The organism is Nocardia sp. NPDC050412, assembly GCF_044458825.1.
Classification (GTDB): domain Bacteria; phylum Actinomycetota; class Actinomycetes; order Mycobacteriales; family Mycobacteriaceae; genus Nocardia.
On sequence record NZ_JBITIJ010000002.1, the window covers coordinates 440,632 to 459,280 of the forward strand.

At 65.1% G+C, this 18,649-nt stretch carries 18 protein-coding genes and 1 riboswitch; of the genes, 8 read left to right on the forward strand and 10 right to left on the reverse strand.

Annotated elements, in window-relative coordinates:
* Nucleotides 1–83 precede the first annotated feature (83 nt).
* A complete protein-coding gene (locus ACIBI6_RS06085; RefSeq protein WP_396955470.1) occupies nucleotides 84–1,475 on the reverse strand; it encodes a DUF2252 domain-containing protein in 1,392 nt (463 codons plus the stop codon).
* A gap of 53 nt (nucleotides 1,476–1,528) precedes the next feature.
* A complete protein-coding gene (locus ACIBI6_RS06090; protein WP_364343224.1) occupies nucleotides 1,529–3,223 on the reverse strand; it encodes a GMC family oxidoreductase in 1,695 nt (564 codons plus the stop codon).
* A gap of 263 nt (nucleotides 3,224–3,486) precedes the next feature.
* Here ACIBI6_RS06090 and ACIBI6_RS06095 point away from each other — a divergent pair, with 263 nt between their 5' ends.
* The 7 genes from ACIBI6_RS06095 to gcvP all read left to right on the forward strand — a co-directional run bounded on the left by ACIBI6_RS06095 (nucleotide 3,487) and on the right by gcvP (nucleotide 10,732).
* Complete coding sequence (locus tag ACIBI6_RS06095) at nucleotides 3,487–4,056, forward strand: CDP-alcohol phosphatidyltransferase family protein (RefSeq protein ID WP_364343849.1); 570 nt, start codon at nucleotides 3,487–3,489, stop codon at nucleotides 4,054–4,056.
* 40 nt (nucleotides 4,057–4,096) lie between these two features.
* Complete coding sequence (gcvH, locus tag ACIBI6_RS06100) at nucleotides 4,097–4,495, forward strand: glycine cleavage system protein GcvH (RefSeq protein WP_364343221.1); 399 nt, start codon at nucleotides 4,097–4,099, stop codon at nucleotides 4,493–4,495.
* Nucleotides 4,496–4,665: 170 nt separating this feature from the next.
* Nucleotides 4,666–5,151: a glycogen accumulation regulator GarA gene (gene garA, locus ACIBI6_RS06105; protein ID WP_062985688.1), complete on the forward strand. Its 486-nt coding sequence runs from the start codon at nucleotides 4,666–4,668 to the stop codon at nucleotides 5,149–5,151.
* A gap of 73 nt (nucleotides 5,152–5,224) precedes the next feature.
* Nucleotides 5,225–6,061: a MerR family transcriptional regulator gene (locus ACIBI6_RS06110; RefSeq protein ID WP_364343217.1), complete on the forward strand. Its 837-nt coding sequence runs from the start codon at nucleotides 5,225–5,227 to the stop codon at nucleotides 6,059–6,061.
* A 167-nt stretch (nucleotides 6,062–6,228) separates the two neighbouring features.
* Entirely contained in the window at nucleotides 6,229–6,702 is a 474-nt protein-coding gene (locus tag ACIBI6_RS06115) for a bifunctional nuclease family protein (RefSeq protein ID WP_364343214.1), read from the forward strand.
* Nucleotides 6,703–6,897: 195 nt separating this feature from the next.
* Nucleotides 6,898–7,497 carry a MerR family transcriptional regulator gene (locus ACIBI6_RS06120; RefSeq protein ID WP_364343211.1) on the forward strand — a complete coding sequence of 200 codons (600 nt, stop codon included), beginning with the start codon at nucleotides 6,898–6,900 and terminating at the stop codon, nucleotides 7,495–7,497.
* 130 nt (nucleotides 7,498–7,627) lie between these two features.
* A riboswitch (glycine riboswitch) is annotated at nucleotides 7,628–7,727 on the forward strand.
* A 185-nt stretch (nucleotides 7,728–7,912) separates the two neighbouring features.
* Nucleotides 7,913–10,732 (forward strand): aminomethyl-transferring glycine dehydrogenase, encoded by a 2,820-nt coding sequence (gene gcvP / locus ACIBI6_RS06125; protein WP_396955471.1) that lies wholly within the window; start codon nucleotides 7,913–7,915, stop codon nucleotides 10,730–10,732.
* 484 nt (nucleotides 10,733–11,216) lie between these two features.
* Here gcvP and ACIBI6_RS06130 read toward each other — a convergent pair whose 3' ends face one another.
* The 7 genes from ACIBI6_RS06130 to ACIBI6_RS06160 all read right to left on the reverse strand — a co-directional run bounded on the left by ACIBI6_RS06130 (nucleotide 11,217) and on the right by ACIBI6_RS06160 (nucleotide 17,521).
* Nucleotides 11,217–11,897, reverse strand: a complete 681-nt coding sequence (locus ACIBI6_RS06130; RefSeq protein ID WP_364343205.1) for a hypothetical protein — start codon at nucleotides 11,895–11,897, stop codon at nucleotides 11,217–11,219.
* A 388-nt stretch (nucleotides 11,898–12,285) separates the two neighbouring features.
* Complete coding sequence (locus tag ACIBI6_RS06135) at nucleotides 12,286–13,950, reverse strand: VWA domain-containing protein (protein WP_396955472.1); 1,665 nt, start codon at nucleotides 13,948–13,950, stop codon at nucleotides 12,286–12,288.
* An 84-nt stretch (nucleotides 13,951–14,034) separates the two neighbouring features.
* A complete protein-coding gene (locus ACIBI6_RS06140) occupies nucleotides 14,035–14,304 on the reverse strand; it encodes a WhiB family transcriptional regulator (RefSeq protein ID WP_364343199.1) in 270 nt (89 codons plus the stop codon).
* 27 nt (nucleotides 14,305–14,331) lie between these two features.
* Entirely contained in the window at nucleotides 14,332–14,877 is a 546-nt protein-coding gene (locus tag ACIBI6_RS06145) for an HNH endonuclease (RefSeq protein ID WP_396955473.1), read from the reverse strand.
* A gap of 51 nt (nucleotides 14,878–14,928) precedes the next feature.
* A complete protein-coding gene (locus tag ACIBI6_RS06150; protein WP_396955474.1) occupies nucleotides 14,929–15,075 on the reverse strand; it encodes a hypothetical protein in 147 nt (48 codons plus the stop codon).
* Nucleotides 15,076–15,111: 36 nt separating this feature from the next.
* Entirely contained in the window at nucleotides 15,112–16,017 is a 906-nt protein-coding gene (locus ACIBI6_RS06155) for a cutinase family protein (RefSeq protein WP_396955475.1), read from the reverse strand.
* 370 nt (nucleotides 16,018–16,387) lie between these two features.
* Nucleotides 16,388–17,521, reverse strand: a complete 1,134-nt coding sequence (locus ACIBI6_RS06160) for an acyl-CoA dehydrogenase family protein (protein WP_396955476.1) — start codon at nucleotides 17,519–17,521, stop codon at nucleotides 16,388–16,390.
* Between the two features lie 90 nt (nucleotides 17,522–17,611).
* Between ACIBI6_RS06160 and ACIBI6_RS06165 the strand changes: the two genes are divergently transcribed.
* Nucleotides 17,612–18,292, forward strand: a complete 681-nt coding sequence (locus ACIBI6_RS06165) for a winged helix-turn-helix transcriptional regulator (protein ID WP_396955477.1) — start codon at nucleotides 17,612–17,614, stop codon at nucleotides 18,290–18,292.
* 3 nt (nucleotides 18,293–18,295) lie between these two features.
* Here ACIBI6_RS06165 and ACIBI6_RS06170 read toward each other — a convergent pair whose 3' ends face one another.
* Complete coding sequence (locus ACIBI6_RS06170) at nucleotides 18,296–18,523, reverse strand: hypothetical protein (protein ID WP_364343184.1); 228 nt, start codon at nucleotides 18,521–18,523, stop codon at nucleotides 18,296–18,298.
* Nucleotides 18,524–18,649: the final 126 nt, after the last annotated feature.

The window sequence follows — 18,649 nt, forward strand, 5'->3', positions numbered from 1 at the left end:
CGCCCTTCACGTCATCACTCGATGGTGGCAAGGATACGGACAACACGGCCCGATTCGCCGCGCCTACGACCAGACGCGGCGTGTTACTGCGGTTGTTCGGCGGCGATCTTTCCAGCCCGCACCGCATCTGCCAATTCGGCGTGGTCGGCCTCGGTCCGATCGGCATAGCGCACCGCGCAGCGCGCGACGGCATCCTCGAACGACTCGTCACCGTCGAAATACCCGGCGAGCAGGCGCGGATCGAGCGAACGCGAATGTGCGCGGGCCAGCAGCGCGCCGGCCAGCCTGCCGTAGTCGTCGAGATCGTCCGAGGACAGCTCCGCCGGATCGATGCTGCCCTTCATATTGCGGAACTGGCGCACCGTGAACGGCAGTTCGCCGGTCTCCGAGCGCAGTGTGGTCCAGCCGAGCAGAATATCGGTCTCGGACTGAACCAGCCTGGCGCCCTGCACGATTCGCTCGCCCTCGTGCGCTGGCGGCGGCGCGGGCAGGAACGGTGCAAGGGCCGACGGATTGGCCTGTTTCAACTGCAGCACCAGTGCCTCACCCGCATTACCGTGCAGCAGCGCCACATAGCTGTGCAGTCCGACGCTTCCGGTGCCGACAATGCGGAAGGCGGTGTCGGACACCGCGAATCGGGCCAGCAGGTTGCGCCGAGACTCGCGCAGGGTATCGCCGTAGCGCTCCAGACCGTCGATGATCTCCTCGGCGACCTTTGCGTCGACCGTCGTGAGAATCGGCGGGTCACTGACGAATCGGTGCTTGCTGATCCCGGTCTCGTGGTCCTCCAGATGTTCGGTCCACTTCTCGACCACCTTGGCGCTGGTATTCTTGCGCGCCTTCTTCGCGGCCTTCTTGAAGTCGTCGAGCAGATCATCTGCCCTTGCCCTACTGATGATCGACTCGTCCGGCAGCGCGCTCCACGATTCCATGAACGGTTGCTCGGCCAGATGATCGATGGCGAGGCGATAGGACCGGGCCGCATCCCGCGCGGCCCGCAGGCAATCGTCTTCGGCCGCACCGCCTTCGCGGCCCGCCAGCACCAGACTGGCCGCCAAGCGCTCCAGATCCCACTCCCACGGGCCGACGATCGTTTCGTCGAAATCATTGATGTCCATGACGATTTCGCCGCGCGGCGTGCCGTACAGGCCGAAATTCGCGGCGTGCGCGTCCCCGCAGATCTGCGCGGGCACCCCGGTGTCCGGACTGCCCGCGAGATCGGCGGCCATCAGCCCGGCAGCGCCGCGATAGAAAGTGAACGGCGAGGCGAGCATCCGACCGATCCGCAGCGGTATCAGATGCGGCAACCGACCAGCATTGCTCGCGGCGATGAAGTCGAGCACGTCCGGTCGCGTCGACGAGGTGACCGCTCGATCCCGGGCCGAGACCGGAACCCGTTGACGCAGCGTCCGCCCGCGGGCACGGACGTCCTCCGCAGGAACATATGAGCGAAGATCGATACCACTGTCCAGCACAACGGTCCAGGTTAGTCAGACGCGTGCGGGAGCGCCGAAGTCCGGGTTCGCGGTCAGGTTGCGGGCACCGCGGGATCGACCGGCGTGATCGGCAGTCGCAGCGCGCCGGGGGCGGAGGCGGGCACCGTGGGATGCTTCGGGGCGACGGGGGAGATCCGCCGGTACGCCGAACCCAGTTCCGGACGCGGGTCGGCCTCGTCCTTATTGGGCCAGAAGGCCATTGCGCGCTCGGCCTGGGCGGTGATTGTCAGCGACGGATTGACACCGAGGTTGGCCGTGACCGCCGAACCGTCCGCGACGTGCAGTCCAGGGTGGCCGAATACCCGCTGATACGGGTCGACCACACCGGCCTGCGGCCCCTCTCCGATCACGCAACCGCCGATGTAGTGCGCGGTGGCCGGGATATTCAGCACATCCATGATCAGGCCGTGGGTATCGCCGTTCACCTTGGCGCTGAACCGGCGTCCGATATCGTGCGCCATCGGAATCCAGGTCGGATTCGGTTCGCCGGTGCCCTGTTTGGTCTTCAACTGCCCGCGTTTGCGGTAGGAGGTCAGCGAATTGTCCAGTGACTGCATCACCAGCAGGATCACCGACTTCTCCGAGGCGCGGTGGGCATTGAGGCTGCGCAGGAATACCAACGGGTGCAACACGATTGCCAGCAGGAAGCGCAGGAATCGGAACGCGCCGCCGTCCACGATCGGCACCGACATCGGGAACAGCGCGTTCTGGCCTTTCCCGTAATGGCAGACCTCGATGTGGGTATCGGCCTCCGGATGGATCGAGGAGGTGATAGCGATGCCCTCGGCGAAATCGCTACGCGAGCGGCTGACCACATTGAGGATCGCCTCGGAATTGCTGCGGGTCAGTTCACCGAGGCGCGGTGACAGATTCGGCAGTATCGCCTCATCGCGCATTTTGTGCAGCAACTTCTGCGTGCCGAGCGCCGCACCGGCGAATACCACCTGTCCGGTGGTAAAGGTCTTGCGCTGCTTGCGGATCCAGCGATCCGAACGCTCGGTCTCGACCGCATATCCGCCGCCGGACAGCGGCCGAACAGCGGTCGCGGTGGTCAGCGGATGTACCTCGGCTCCGGCCTTTTCGGCCAGGTAGAGGTAATTCGTCGTGGTGGTGTTCTTGGCATTGTTCGGGCAGCCGGTGAAACATTGCGCGCAATGCACACAGCCGCGCCGGTGCGGACCCGCGCCGCCGAAGTACGGATCCTCGACCTCGGTGCCCGGATCGGCCTCGTTGAAGAAGACGCCCACATTGGTCGGGTGGAAGGTATCGCCGACGCCCAGATCGTCGGCGATCTCCTTGATCACCTCGTCGGCGGGCGTCATCCGCGGATTCGGGGCAACGCCGAGCATGCGCTGCGCCTGGTCGTAATACGGCGCCAGTTCGGCCTTCCAATCGGTGATATGGGCCCACTGCTTATCGGTGTAGAAGTTCGGCAGCGGCTCGTAGAGGGTATTGCCGTAAATGAGCGAACCGCCGCCCACACCCGCGCCGGAAAAGACCGCGCATTTGCCGAGCACACTGATCCGTTGCGGCCCGGTCAAACCGAGTCGCGGCGCCCAGATCGATTTGCGCACATTCCAATTCGTCTTCGGAATATCCTCGGTGGGCCAGCGCCGTCCGGCCTCGAGCACTCCGACCCGGTAGCCCTTCTCGGTCAGGCGCAGCGCACTGACGCTGCCGCCGAATCCGGAGCCGATCACTACCACGTCGTAGTCGAATGCTGGCATGCTTTCCCTCTCTGAACCGTGCGACAACTGTGTGAGATGGTTTTGCACTCATTCTGTCACTCGGGTCGGTGCGGCGTACCGCACAGCAGGTAAGTACCGAATATATGCGCGACGGCGTGCCCGGATGGCGTGAACCGGGGTCGGTGCGGTATGCACGGGCTGTGACAACCGAATCGGGGAAAACGGAACCGGGCGAACGCTCCGGCGCGGACAACCCGGGAAATGCGGGCGATCCGGCCGCGGGCGGCGTCTTCGCCGACCGCATCTTCACCGTCCCCAATGTCCTGAGCGTGTTGCGACTGGCTGGTGTGCCGCTGTTCCTGTGGTTGCTGCTGGTGGTGCGCGCCGACGGCTGGGCATTCGCGCTGCTGGTGCTCAGCGGCGTCACCGACTTCCTGGACGGCAAGTTGGCCCGCCTGCTCGACCAGTCCTCACGACTGGGCGCACTGCTCGACCCGTTCGTGGATCGGCTGTACCTGGTGACCACACTGGCCGCATTCGTGATCCGCGGTTTGCTGCCCTGGTGGGTTGCGGTGATCCTGATCAGCCGCGATGCCGTCCTGGCCTTGACTCTTTCGGTGTACAAACGCCGCGAACTGGATCCGCCCGAGGTCATCTACCTGGGTAAGGCGGCTACCTTCGCGCTGATGTCCGCGCTGCCGTGGTTGCTGGCCGGTCAGATGGATTGGGCGCTGGCAGGTTTCGGCCGTGCCTTCGGTGGGGCATTCCTGGTCTGGGGCACGGCGGTGTATGTGTGGACCGGCGTGCTCTACATCTGGAAGGCTTTCGCCGTCGCGCGAGCGATACCGGCTGTGCCACACCGCGGGGAGTAGCGATTAGAGTTGCGTCGAGTCGACGACGAAAGGACGGCCTGTGACCCAGACCCCCGAGGATCTGCGCTACACCGAAGAGCATGAATGGGTGCAGCGGATCAGCCCGACCCGGGTTCGGGTGGGAATCACCGACTACGCCCAGTCTCAACTCGGTGACGTTGTGTTCGTGCAGTTGCCTGAAGTCGACAAAGAGGTGGCCGCCGCGGACAGCATTGCCGAGGTGGAGTCGACCAAGAGCGTGTCCGATATCTACGCCCCGCTGGCCGCGAAAGTCGTTGCGGTGAATGGTGTTCTGGACTCGGCGCCGGAAACGCTGAACAACGATCCCTATGGTGAGGGGTGGATCTTCGAGCTCGAATTGAGCGACGAGGCCGACGTGGACGCCGCGCTCGGTGAACTGCTGGATGCCGCAGGTTATCAAGGAGTTATCGGGGGCTGACCCAGCCTTCCCAGTTCTACCTGCACGGGTACGCCCAGGCAGGGTACGGTCAATGCCAACAGATGTGCCGGTGCTTGGCAGCCGGTGTTCTAGCGCCAGGATCCCCAGGTCGTGGCGGTGAAGGCAGCACCTGCTTGCATGGATAATCAGGTTCGAGGAGGAGAGAAACGGTGAGCGAGAACAAAGACCCGGGTTACGGGGAGACCGCGGCCGAGACGACGTCGGTCTTCCGCGCGGATTTCCTGAACGAGGTCGACGCGTCGCGCTCCGCTGAGGCGACCGGCGAACAGCCGGTCCAAGGGGTCGAGGGTCTGCCGGTTGGTGCTGCCCTCTTGGTCGTGAAGCGAGGCCCGAATGCGGGCTCGCGGTTCCTGCTCGATCAGCCGACCACGTCGGCGGGCCGCCATCCCGACAGTGACATTTTTCTCGATGACGTCACCGTCAGCCGTCGGCATGCCGAATTCCGGCAGGACGACGATTCCTTCCAGGTGGTCGACGTGGGCAGCCTCAACGGCACCTACGTCAACCGGGAGCCGGTGGACTCCTCGGAGTTGCAGAACGGTGACGAGGTACAGATCGGCAAGTTCCGCCTCGTGTTCCTCACCGGACCGCGGGTCGAGTCGAGCGATTCGTCGGCGGGTGCGGGCAGCCTGTGACATCAGCGGCACGGATTTCGCGTGTCGGGGCTGTTGACAGGCAAGAACGCTGTGTCATGAAAGACTCGGTGCTATGACGGGCGCGGCGCAGTGGGCTCGCGGAGGTATGTCGATCGGCTCCGTGCTCGACCTGCTGCGACCGGACTTTCCGGATATCACCATCTCGAAGATCCGTTTCCTCGAGGCCGAGGGGCTGATCCGACCCGAGCGCACCCCGTCGGGTTATCGCAGGTTCTCGATCGCGGACTGCGAGCGGCTCAGATTCGTGCTGACCGCACAACGCGATCAGTACCTGCCCTTGAAGGTGATCAAGGAGCAGCTCGAAGCGATCGACAGCGGTGCGGCGACGCTCGGTGTGCGGGAAGCCCGCGCCCGGGCGCACTCCGGCCGCAACGGTGCGCCGGAGCCCGGGCATGCCATGTCCGACTCCGAGCTCACCGCCACACCCGTGGCGCACAGTTCTGCACGCACCGCGCCTCCGCGCAGACTCGGCGTCGTGCCCGGTGAAATCTCGCCCGACGAGCTGCGATTCGATCACGAAATTCGGCTCACTCGGGCGGATCTATTGGCCAGGGCGGAGATCGATGAGAAGTTCCTCGCCGATCTGATCCGGGCCAATCTGATCACGCCGGGCGTCGCCGGTTTCTTCGACGAGGATGCGGTGACGCTGGCCAAGACCGCTAAGGCGATGGCCGAATTCGGCCTGGAGGCACGGCATTTGCGCGCCTTCAAGCTGGCCGCGGACCGCGAGGCCGCGCTGGTAGCGCAAATCGCCGCCCCGATCGCCAAGAGCCGCGATGCCGGTGCGCGGGCCCGTGCGGAGGAAACGGTGCGCGAGTTGGCCGCATTGTCGCTGACACTGCACACCTGCCTGGTGAAAGCGTCGGTGCGGTCCTCACTCGGCGGCTGAGTTCGGCGGGTACATCGGAAGTTCGCTTTGCGTTCCAGACGGACAACACGCCGATTTCGGCTGTGCACAGGGAATGCTGCACGCCTCGAGCTTCGCTTAGACTCGTGGTACGGCGAGCTCTGCAGCGGTCATGCCGGGCGGCCGGCGAGTCATTGGGAGGCAGTGCGATGAGTGAGATGCGCGTAATCGGCATTCGTGTCGAGCAGCCACAGAACCAGCCCGTGCTGTTGCTCCGCGAGGCGTCCGGAGACAGGTATTTGCCGATCTGGATCGGGCAGGCCGAGGCGACCGCGATCGTGCTCGAACAAGAGGGGGTGACTCCGATCCGTCCGCTGACTCACGATCTGATCAAGATCTTGATCGCTGACCTCGGGCACACCCTCAAGGAAGTGCGGATCGTGGATCTGCAGGAGGGCACCTTCTACGCGGATCTGGTTTTCGAGAACGATCTGCGGGTCTCGGCGCGGCCGTCGGATTCGATAGCGATCGCCTTGCGGGTCGGTTGCCCCATCTATGCCGAGGAGCCGGTGCTCGAGGAGGCGGGGCTGGTTATGCCGGATGAGCGCGAGGACGAGGTGGAGAAGTTCAAGGAGTTCCTCGAGTCCGTCTCGCCGGACGATTTCAAGGCCACCGATAGCTGAGTTGACCTGGCGGACTGGCATTGTCGGTTAGGCGCGCCCATATTTCCACTGGCCCTAAAGTAGAGGTCGAGACTCTCACCGCGCGTCGCGTTTGGTCGGATGATGCCGCTCCCGGGACAATCAGGGGGAGTAATCTCGATAGTTGGACCACGTCCGTTATGGCCGGTCGTTGGTCGTTACGGAGCCGGGTCATCGATGAGGCAAGGCGTCGGCGAAGCAAGGGAGTGGTCAGTGGCAGAGCAATCGCAGGATGTGGTACAGCCAGGCCTGTTCCCGGATGACTCGGTACCCGACGATTTGGTCGGCTACCGCGTTCCCAGCGCATGCCAGGTGGCCGGGATCACCTACCGCCAGCTCGATTACTGGGCGCGGACCGGACTGGTCGTGCCCTCCATTCGAGGCGCGGCGGGGTCGGGCAGCCAGCGGCTGTATTCGTTCAAGGACATTCTGGTCCTGAAAATCGTGAAGCGGCTATTGGACGCCGGCATCTCGCTGCAGAACATCCGCATCGCGGTCGATCACCTGCGCAGCCGTGGCGTACAGGATCTGGCGGGCATCACGCTGTTCTCCGATGGCACCTCGGTGTATGAATGCACCTCGCCCGAGGAGGTAGTCGATTTACTGCAGGGTGGGCAGGGCGTCTTCGGAATCGCGGTCAGCGGCGCCATGCGGGAGCTGACCGGAGCCATCGCCAACTTCCCGGCCGAGCGGGCGGTGAGCGGCAGTGCGAGCGAACGTCCGGAGGACGAACTGTCCTTCCGTCGTAAGGCTCGGATGAACGCGAAGACCGGCTAGAGATCGTATCGGGTGCCCGTCGCTACCGCGGCGGGCACTTGTCATATGCGCCGGAGTGATGAGCGCTACACGCCATTCCGGGGTCCAGTGGCGTCATTCGTCGGGTGCGCGACATAAACTGACGATGCGTCGCCGCCGTGCGGGAGAGTTCCGGACTTCACAAGAGTTCGGGCGCCGAAGGAGCAGCACCTCCCCGTCAATCTCTCAGGCAAAAGGACCGTACGGGCTTCGACGTCTCTGGAAAGTGGTGTTCGGCGCACAACGCGGCGATCGCCCGCCCATGGGGAAAGGGGCCCGGAACCTGTCCGTTCGCGGCAGGGTGTCGCGGCGTCCGAATCTCTCAGGCTCCACGACAGAGGGGGAGGGCTGGTACCTGTCGGCACCGTTGGCCGACCCGCCCGACCCTGGAGCTGCCGTGACTCGATCATTCGCCGACCGCCATATCGGACCCGACCGGGACGAACTCGCCCGGATTCTGGACGTCGTCGGCGTCGGTTCGCTGGACGAGCTCGCCACCGCGGCACTGCCCGCGAGCATTCTGGACGACTCCGGCCTGGACGTGCTGCCGCCGGCGGGCACCGAGCATGGGGTGCTCACCGAACTCGCCGAGCTCGCGCAGTCGAATTCCGTGGCCACCTCGATGATCGGGCTCGGCTACTACGACACGCTCACCCCGCCGGTGCTGGTGCGCAGCCTGCTGGAGAATCCGGCCTGGTACACCGCCTACACGCCATATCAGCCCGAGATCAGCCAGGGGCGGCTCGAAGCGCTGCTCAACTTCCAGACCATGGTGTCGGATCTGACTGGCATGGAGGTGGCCAATGCGTCCATGCTGGATGAGGCCACCGCCGCTGCCGAGGCGATGACGCTGCTGCGCCGCGCGGGCAAGTCCAAGTCCGCACGTCTGCTGATCGATGATGATTTGTTCCCGCAGACCAAGACCGTGCTGTACACCCGGGCCGAGCCGCTGGGCATCGAGATCGTCTCGGCGGATCTGTCCGGTGGCGAGTTGCCCGAGGGCGAGTTCTTCGGCGTGCTGGTTCAGGTTCCGGGTGCGTCGGGCCGGATCGTGGACTGGCGGCCGGTGATCGACGCGGCACATGCGCGTGGCGCGTTGGTTGCGGTGGGCGCGGATCTGCTTGCGCTGACGTTGATTACGCCGCCGGGGGAGCAGGGGGCCGACGTATGTTTCGGCACCACACAGCGTTTCGGGGTGCCGATGGGTTTCGGCGGTCCGCATGCCGGATACCTTTCTGTGCACACCAAGCACGCGCGGCAGCTGCCCGGCCGGCTGGTCGGTGTGTCCGTGGACGTGGACGGCAACAAGGCATACCGGCTCGCACTGCAGACCCGGGAGCAGCACATTCGCCGGGAGAAGGCAACCTCCAACATCTGTACCGCACAGGTGCTGCTCGCCATTGTTGCCGCGATGTACGCGAGTTACCACGGCGCCGACGGGCTGCGTGCGATCGCCCGCCGCGTTCATGCCCGCGCCGCGGCCATCGCGGCCGGACTCGATGGTGTTGTAGTGCACGAGAATTTCTTCGACACCCTGCTGGTGCGCGTGCCCGGCGGCGCGGAATCCGTTGTCGCGAAGGCGAAGTCGAGCGGGATCAATTTGCGGTTGGTGGATGCCGATCATGTCGGCATCGCCTGTGACGAGGCCACCACCGAGGCGCATGTCACCGCGGTGCTCGAATCCTTCAGCACCGGGCTGCCGTTGGGCGTCAGCGATCCGAGCGGGGCGCCTAACGTGCCCGGCGGTTCGATCGAGACCCGTACCTCGGAATTCCTCACCCATCGGGCCTTCACCAGCTACCACACCGAAACCGCGATGCTGCGCTATCTGCGCAGGCTCTCCGATAAGGACATCGCACTGGACCGCAGCATGATTCCGCTGGGGTCCTGCACCATGAAGCTCAATGCCACCGCCGAGATGGAGGCCATCACCTGGCCCGGTTTCGCGCGGATCCATCCGTACGCGCCCGTCGAGGATGCGCCCGGACTGCTGCGGGTGATCACCGATCTGGAGGGCTGGCTCTCGGCCATCACCGGGTACGACCAGGTGAGCCTGCAGCCGAATGCGGGCAGTCAGGGTGAGTACGCCGGACTGCTGGCCATTCGGCGCTATCACCTGGATCGTGGTGACACACACCGGGATACGTGCCTCATTCCGTCCAGCGCGCACGGCACCAATGCCGCCTCGGCCACCATGGCCGGCCTGCGCGTGGAGGTCGTGAAGTGCCGGGAGAACGGCGATGTGGATCTCGATGATCTGCGTGCCAAGATCGCCGACCACGCCGACCGGTTGGCGTGCATCATGATCACCTATCCGTCGACGCACGGCGTGTACGAGCACGAGGTGGCCGAGTTGTGCGCGCTGGTGCACGATGCGGGCGGTCAGGTGTACGTCGACGGCGCGAATCTGAATGCGCTTGTGGGCCTTGCTCGTCCGGGCCGGTTCGGCGGCGACGTCAGCCATTTGAACCTGCACAAGACCTTCTGCATTCCGCACGGCGGCGGCGGTCCGGGCGTCGGGCCGGTGGCGGTGCGCTCCCATCTCGCGCCGTATCTGCCCGGTGACCCGCTCGAGCACGGCTCGCACGCGGTGTCGGCGGCGAAGTACGGTTCGGCGTCGATTCTGCCGATCACCTGGGCCTATATCCGGATGATGGGTGCGGATGGTCTACGTAAGGCCACATTGACCGCGATCGCCTCGGCCAACTACATCGCGCGCCGGTTGAACGAGCACTTCCCGGTGCTGTACACCGGTGAGAACTCGATGGTCGCGCACGAGTGCATTCTGGATCTGCGCGAGATCACCAAGCGGACCGGTGTGACCGTAGATGATGTGGCAAAGCGGTTGGCGGACTATGGATTCCATGCGCCGACCATGAGCTTCCCGGTGGCTGGCACGCTGATGGTGGAGCCCACCGAGAGCGAAAACCTCGCCGAACTGGACGAATTCATCCTCGCGATGACGGCGATCCGGGGCGAGATCGATCAGGTCGCCGCGGGTGTGTGGCCGGTGACGGACAACCCGTTGCGCGGTGCGCCGCATACCGCGGCCTGCCTGGTCGGGGAGTGGGACCGCCCGTACAGCCGGGAGGTCGCGGTGTATCCGCAGGGTCTGGATCCGGCGCGGGGCAAGGTGTGGCCCGCGGTGCGGCGCATCGACGGCGCCTACGGTGACCGCAACCTCGTCTGCTCCTGCCCGCCGTTGGACGCGTACTGACGGCTACCGAGCCGCGCCTCGACCCGTCGCAGGTGCGGCTCGACAGCCATCTTCACTGTGCGGCAGCCGCATTAGCGTAGGTTTGACCAGATCCGGCCAGCAGCCCTCGCTCTGCACGCAGTCGCGCATGGATTCCCAACCCCAGCGTGCTTTTCGAAGCGTGATTGGTCGGACTACCGGACATGTGCGACCGGTTGCTCCGGGTGATGAATTTCTGTCGGACACGCCGAAGGAAGACGTCGTGAAGGGTGCCGCCGTGGCCGCGAACGTTACGCAACGCCAGTGCGGCGGCCGAAGTGGCCGACTCTGGTCAACAGTAGATCGCGGCGGGGATCACCAGGGGCGCGAGACAGCGCGGTGTACTCGGCGATTCCGGGACGCAGGCAGACCGCGTCCGCCGCGGTCGCTGCGCGCTGCGGATTCGCAGGTTACCGCCCCGGACCGAGGCGGCGGTTGTGTCGGATTCGGACTCAGGCCGAATTGATCACGCCGGGTCCGCAGGAGCCTCGGGTTCGAGTTCCGGGATCTCGCTGAGGGCTTCGATCCCAAGTTCTGAGCGCGTTGCGTCGATGACAGCGCGTTCGTCTTGGACGGTATTGGCAATTGCCTTATGCCACAGTGCGCGGATCGCGTTCACGTCGTCCATGGTTGCTTCGTCGTCGAGTTCGACCTTGAGGCGCTGCACGGTGATGCTCTGAGCTGCGGAGAGGGTGCGGAGCAGATCTTCGCAGCGCTGCGGGATCTTGAGGTTCGACAGGACGCGGAGTCGGGTGATGTAGCCATTGCATGCGGAGATGCTCTGCTGTACTTCCTTGCCGAAACTGTCCACATCCTCGACCGATTCGGCTTTCCAATCGAGTGTGTCCCACAGGGTTTGGCGAACGTCGGCGGCGGAGAGCAGTACCGAGGAGATCGCGGTCAAGATCGATTCGCGCCGCCATTTGTCCTGTTCGCGGTGTTCTGCGGCGGCATTCGCGTTGTCGATGTTGCGTTGCGCGGCGGCGTGGGTTGTCTCGATATTGCGCTGAGCGGCATCGAGTGTGGTCCGGTTGCGCTCGTCGGCCGCGGTGATCGCGCTGCGGTTCGTCCGGTTGTTGATCAGGACGCCGATGAGCGCCGCGGCGGCGACGATGAGCGAGCTGAGAAGCGGAAGCCAGGAAGTCACCGGGTCATCATTGCATTGCGAGGTGCTCCGCTGCGCCCCGATCGGCCGTCGGACTGCGCTGGCGCGCGCTGCGACCAAGTGCGACATCGGCCGTGCGGACGGTGTCTTGCATGGTCACCGGTTCGTAAGTGATGACAGGCGGTGGTAATTCGGCGCCACGGCGAAGTGAATTTCCTACTCGACTCGACCGTGCCGCGAGGTCGCCGCGGGCGATCTCACGGCGAATGACCCCGGCGGACTGGGCGTGCCCGGCCGTCTAACCGAATCCCACAGTCGCACGGCAAGCCCGGACGGCTTCATCTGGGTAGCAATGGAATCCGGCGCTCTCGTACGATTGTCGATCGCGTGAAATTGCAGGTGCCCTGACCGAATCGTAAACGGCCAGTCCTCACGGCGTCGTCAACGCATGCATTACCGCGGTCCCGAAGTTGATGTCATCCGACGTTGCCAGCCGCGTGTAGGTCCCTCCGGTTCGCTGAGCGGCGGTTTGGAGGGTTTCCGTGCCGTTGCCGCCGATGACGATCACATCGATGCGAACCGGGTGGGCCGGATCGGCGGCGGAGGTCAGCTCGGTCAGCAGTTTGGCTCCGGTGACGGTGGAGTCGTCATCCGGGCCGTCGGTGATGAGCAGGACCGAATTGGTGAGCCCCGCGGTGTATCCGCGAACAGCCGAGCGGTAGGCGGCGATCAGTGACGGATACGCCTGGTCGGTGCGAGATTCGGTGGGTTTCAGTGCCTCCAGCGCCGTATCCAAGGCGGTGCGCTGCTGATCGTTCAGTGGCGCGGTGGGAGTTTGGATCTTGTACGGCGTTGTCCCGTCGAGGTTCTTGCCGAATGTCCATATGCCGAGTCCGAAGTCCGGCGGCATCACATTCATCGTGGAGCGGATCGCGCCGAGTGCATTCGCGAGCCGGGCGACGGATCCGTCGCTATTGCCCATCGAGGACGATACGTCGAGCAGCACCGTAGCCTGCACGCCGAGAACAGGATTGGCGAGTGTGGCACGGACCTTGTCCAGTGCCGCTCGCGGTGCTGCGGGTGCGGCGGTGGCCGGTGCGGCGGCGAATCCGGCGGCGGTGAAGGCCGAGGACTGCTGAGGTGCGCGCAGGTAGTCGGCGAACAGTGACGCGATCAGATTCTGGGTCTTGTCCACCCACGCTCCGGACATCAACGCGGCGGGGTGATCGGCGACCGGTGCAGTCCCGGCAGGCCGAAATGCCGACGTACCGCCAACAGCTTTCAGTTGCTGCTCAGTAGCGGCGACCGCGTGAATGGGCGAATTCGTCCCTCCGATCGCGGCCAAAGCCGCCGTGGTGTCCGCCGCCTGCGGCGCTGTCGCGGCGAGGCCGGAGATCGCGGCGACAACCTGACCGGACTTCGCGACCTGATCGGTGAGCGGATCGGTCCCCGACACCGCGGAGCCGACCGCTGCCGCCGTCGCGAGGGTCGAGTCCCCAGCAGGCAGCGCCATCCGCAGCCCACCCCACCCGGACAGCCCGAGCTCATTCAGCGAACCCTGTTGCAGCCGTGGCAAATCCGCCCAGGTGATCTTGGACTGCTCGAGGGCGTTGCGCAGCTCCTCGGGAACAGCGACCACGATCGGAGTCATCGCGACCGGTGCGGGTGTGCCCTCGATCAGGCCGGGCACCCGCATCGATTCGATGGACCGCATCGAGTCGGCGATCCACAGCCCCGGCTGCGGACCCAGCGCAGCATTCCACGGCGTGCCCGCGGTGAACCCGGCGACGATCGCCGCCGACGGCTGGGCCGTCACCACTACTTTCGCGCAATGGTCGCGCACCTTCGGATTGGTCGCGTTGTAGCGCTCGGCCGCGGCCCGCACCGGATCGGTGATATCCGGATCGACCGTCACGAACAGCGTCGACGGCCCCTGCTTACATTCCGCCGCGGCCGACTTGTCCCGGTTCGCGGCGCGATCACTGAGTTGAAAAAACGCGAAGACCGCCGCGACTAGCAGCAAAACGGCAACCACTGCGATAACCGGACCTTTGCTGACGCCCCGGGATCTGGTTCCGCTGCGATGTGTGCCCACGATCCTCAGTGTATGTTCACGCGAGATTTGCCGTGCCGGTGTGTCCGGTGCGGCGCACCGGCACGGCGTGGCGCGAACATCCGATCAGGGTCGGATCATCCGTCCGCGATCGAACTCGTGGCCGCCCCAAACTCCGGACTGTCCGGTGCGCGCGGCGAATTCACCGCAGGCATCGCGGATCGGGCAGCCCGCGCAAACTTCCCGTGCGTACTCGAAGTCCTGCGACGGATACGGGAACCAGGCTTCGTGATTCGGATCACCTCGACAGGCGGCCCGATGCCACTCTCGGGAATCCGAGAGCGGGAGCAGGTCGGTCAGATCGACAAGTGCGCTGGTCTCCAATTCGACGGTCATTTCGAGCCTTCTCCTTTCTCTCTCGGCTCAGGTGGCGGCCAATTGCTTCCAGATCCGCCGCTGGCTTCGGGCCAGGTGGGCGGGCGCTTTCGGCTGCCACAGCAACCGCATGCCCGCCTCCTCCGGCGTCCGGTCGGCCTTGTTCGAGTTGCACAGTGCGCACGCGGCGATCAGGTTGTCCCAGGTGTTCGCACCGCCCCGGCTACGCGGCCGGATGTGATCGACGGTGCGCGCCCAGGACGCGCAGTACCCGCACCGGTGGTTGTCCCGGCGCAGCACACCGGCCAGCGTCGCGCGACTACCGTCGTGTATTCGCGTCACATGGTCGAGGTACACGTAGCGCAGCAGCCGGATCGTCTCCGGCAGCGCGAGCTCGAGGTGCTTGGACCGAATCGGGAAGTGCGGCTCCCGATCCGCGATCGACTCCGCAGCACCGCCCATGAGCAGCACCACGGCCCGGTCGGCGCTGATCTCGGTGAGCGCCTCGTAGCTGGCGTTCAACACCAGTACCCGGGTGTGTATCCAGTTGTCGACAGTCGACGCCACCGGATCGGTGGCACGGTGGAACGTCATGGGAGTCACCATGTTTCGAGAGAGCGAGCGGATTCGGAAAGCGAGGGTCGGTCAGTTACCGGCCGGGAGGCGGCGCAGTTCCTGCTCGACGCGCACGCCATACCGACGCGGGCTCGATACGACAATGGTCACGGCCGCCGCCTCCTTCCGCATGCTCGTGAGCACCCGCGCAATCGGGTGATCATCATCGAAATCCATGGTGGCACAGCGCACCTACCGCTGGCGAAGGGTTTTTCAGACCAGGCCGACCAGCCACTGCCGCAGCCACGAGGTGGCGGTGGCACCGTTGGAATCCACGACGTAGGTCGGATAGTTCTGATGGACGAACGAGTTGTAGAACCGCTCGAATTCCTGCTTACGTTCGTTCATTTCCGGATCGGCGAGCTGGTTCTGGATGAGCGGGGACACTCCTGTCGCCATCAGGTCGTTGAAGATGGCGAACGCCTCCTGCTGATAGCGCCACAGCTGAGCTGGGTCGGCATCGGAGGCCTGAGCGAGGAATCCGGCGAAGCGGGTCGCGAAGTCGGTGGGCGGAGCGGCGCAGTACAGGTCACCGACGGCGCAGATGGTTCGGGTCTTCGGGGTGAGGAAGCCGAAGCCTTCGATGCGCGAGCCGCCCGCACCGGCGCCGTTTACCGGCGGACCGACGAGGGTGTCGGCCGGCGAGCGACGCGGATCCGAGATGAGACCGACCGCGGCGATGCGTTCGGGTCGAACGGGACTGAGCCCGGTACCGATTTCGGCGGCGAGATCGCCCGCCGCATCCGCGCCCTGGCTGTAGCCGATCAGCGCGATCTTGGTCTCGGCGCACTGCTGGGCCATGGCTGTGACCAGGCCGCGGGCATTATCGATGGCCTGTCGCTTGGACCGGCCGTAAACATCGGTCTCCCAGGGGAAGGCGGTCGCCGCGTAGGTCACGTAGTCGGTGCGGGTATTTCGCGGCAGGTTATCGGTGACACTCGCGAGCATGCCCTCGCCAGGCTTGGCATCGGAGGTCTCCCACGTTCCAGGTATCGCCACTACATAGAGGTCGGGGCAGCCACCGGGGGCCGCGGTTGTGGTGCCGGCGCCGCCGACGGCGCCGACCGCACCTACCATGACGGTTCCCGCCACGGCGCCGATCATCTTGCGCATAAACATGGTCCACACCTCGGTGTTGCTAGTTCCGAAGCGGCCGGGGGCCGTACGCGACTTCCTGTCGTCGCGTCGGAGACAACCGTACGGTCTGACCAGCGGTTGATGCGGGAACACCCCGTGACAAACGCCGAACATTTCTTAACAGAATGTGCAATGCCGGGGATTTGCCCGGTGTAGCGGGATGAAGGAGCCGCGGGCGAGGGGGTGCGCGACTCCTTCATCGTGTCCGAGGGGCAGTCACCGCCTCGTCCACGGTTGTGATGATGATCTCCGACACCAATGACTCCCTCCCGCGGATCATCGTGTCCATCCATTGAACCCCGATCGGCAGGCCTGCGTCCCGGCTTCGAGCATTGCCATTCGAGAAGGTCGATCAACCGATGGGCGTGCGGCCCAACAGAACTCGGCCGGTGAATCGCGTCTGCTTGGCACGGGGCAGCGGGTGGAACAGGCAACCGTGGATGTCGCGATACCACATCTCCAGCTCACAACTGCGCGAAAACCCCTCGCCGCCAACGGTTTCGATGGCCAGTCGAACGGCATCGACGAGCGCTTCGGCGGCCACGGTCTTGCGGCTGAGGGTGCGCGCGCCGTAACTGTCGATATTGTCGAAGTGCAGATTGTCCGAATCGGTGAACATGGCGGCGATCAGATCCGCGGCGGTGGTGTATGCGTTCATCATTTCCCCCGCGAGCTGGAAGGTATGCGGTTCGCAGCGGTCGGCGACCAGTGCGGCGGTCAATTCGACCGCGGCGTCGGCGATGCCGAGATAGGCCGCCATTACCAGCGGCATGGCCGCGCCGATCACCACATTCAGCACCGGGGGCCATGCGTCGGCAGGGCGGGTCAGCGAGATCGCGGCATCGGGGACGAAGACATCCTCGAAGACCACCGTATGAGAGCCGCTGGCCCGTAAACCGAGAGTGTCCCAGGTCTTTTCGATGCGAATACCGGGCGCGTCCAATGGCGACGCGAAGTGCAGCACCTGGGGTCCCTCCGGTGCATCGCCGCGGCGGATGCTGGTCACCACCACATCGCCGACCTCACAGCCGCTGGCGGGCGCCTTGCGCGCACTCACCCGGAAGCCACCGTCGACGCGCTCGGCCCGGCCGTTGGATTCGACCCAGTCCGAAGCGCCGGTGCTGACCAGAATCGCGCCCGCGGCCACCTTGCCGAAGACCGCCGTGGCGTCGATGCCGTGGTTGTGCCGCCAGACCTGTGCGGCGACCAGATGGGTGTGCATGGCGAACGCGACGGCCGTGGACGGATCGTGGCGGCCGAGTTCGCGCAGGATCTCGCCCATCTCGCGGTGCGACACACCACCGCCACCGAACTCGATGGGTACGAGTGCGGCGGACAATCCGGTGGTCCGCAGCAGGTCGAAGGCGGCGACGGAGATCTGGCCGCCGCGGTCGCGGGCGGCCACATCGGCGCGCAAGGTTTCCCCGATCCGGCGTGCCAGGGCGATCCAGTCGGTGGTGGTGATGTCATGGGCAATAGTCGTCATGTTTCGAAGTTAGGAACGGCAGCGATAACCGAATAGTCCAGAAAGTGGACTTCCACGGTCCAGAAAATAGACCCGGTTCGCGAGGTAACCATGACCAGCACGACCGCAAGCTATGGCCAATATTGTCCGATCTCCCGTGCACTCGATGTGCTCGGCGAGCGTTGGTCGCTGCTCATCCTGCGCGATCTGCTCATCGGTACAACTCGCTTCAACGATCTGGCCCGCGGTCTGCCCGGGCTTTCGCGGAGTCTGCTCACCAAGCGGCTGCGCCAATTCGAGCGGGCCGGATTGATCGACAAAGTGGGCAGCGAATATCTGCTCACCGCGGCCGGTCAGGAATTGGAGCCGATCCTGTTCGGCCTCGGCGAATGGGGTGCGCGCTGGACCTTCGGTGAACCGCAGCCCGAGGAGTTGGATGCCGGGTTGCTGGTGTGGTGGATGCACTCCCGGCTGGATACGTCCACGTTTCCGGGTAAGCGCCATGTGCTGTGCGTACGGTTCACCGATGATTTTCGGCGCTATTGGATCGTCATCGAATCGGGTGTTCCTTCGGTGTGCGATGCCGATCCGGGCTACCCGGTCGATGTCACCATCAGCTCCGATGTCGAATCGCTGTACCAGGTTTGGCTGGGACGCATTCCGCTCTCGCACGCAATGCGAAGCGGCCGAGTGGAATTCACCGGGCCGAGTGCCCTCACCCGGCGGATGCCGTCGGTGTTGCAACTGAGTCCTGTTGCGGGATATACGGATCCGGTCGTGCGCGCCTCGTGACCATTACGCGGTAGTCTCCCGCGCGTAGATGTAGTAGCGATAGACGCCGTCGCCGGGATCCGAGTTCAGCGGCCACTCGCCGTCGGCGAACCATGCCCATTCGAGAGCGAGGCCCGCGTCGTGTTCGGCGATCGACTTCGCCCGGTCCAACGAGCTGTCGGTACCGAGGGCCTGGTCGTCGGTGCCGCAGAACTCGCAACTGTGCACCCGCCGCACCTCGTATGCGATCACTCGGTTACCTCCGGGCATCCAGGTTAGACCCGGTTTATCCGGGTGTGCACCGATAACGTTCGGCGGATGCGGCCGATAACCAGCTCAACAGGCTCGTCCGCCGGGGTGACCGCGTGGCGAATGGGG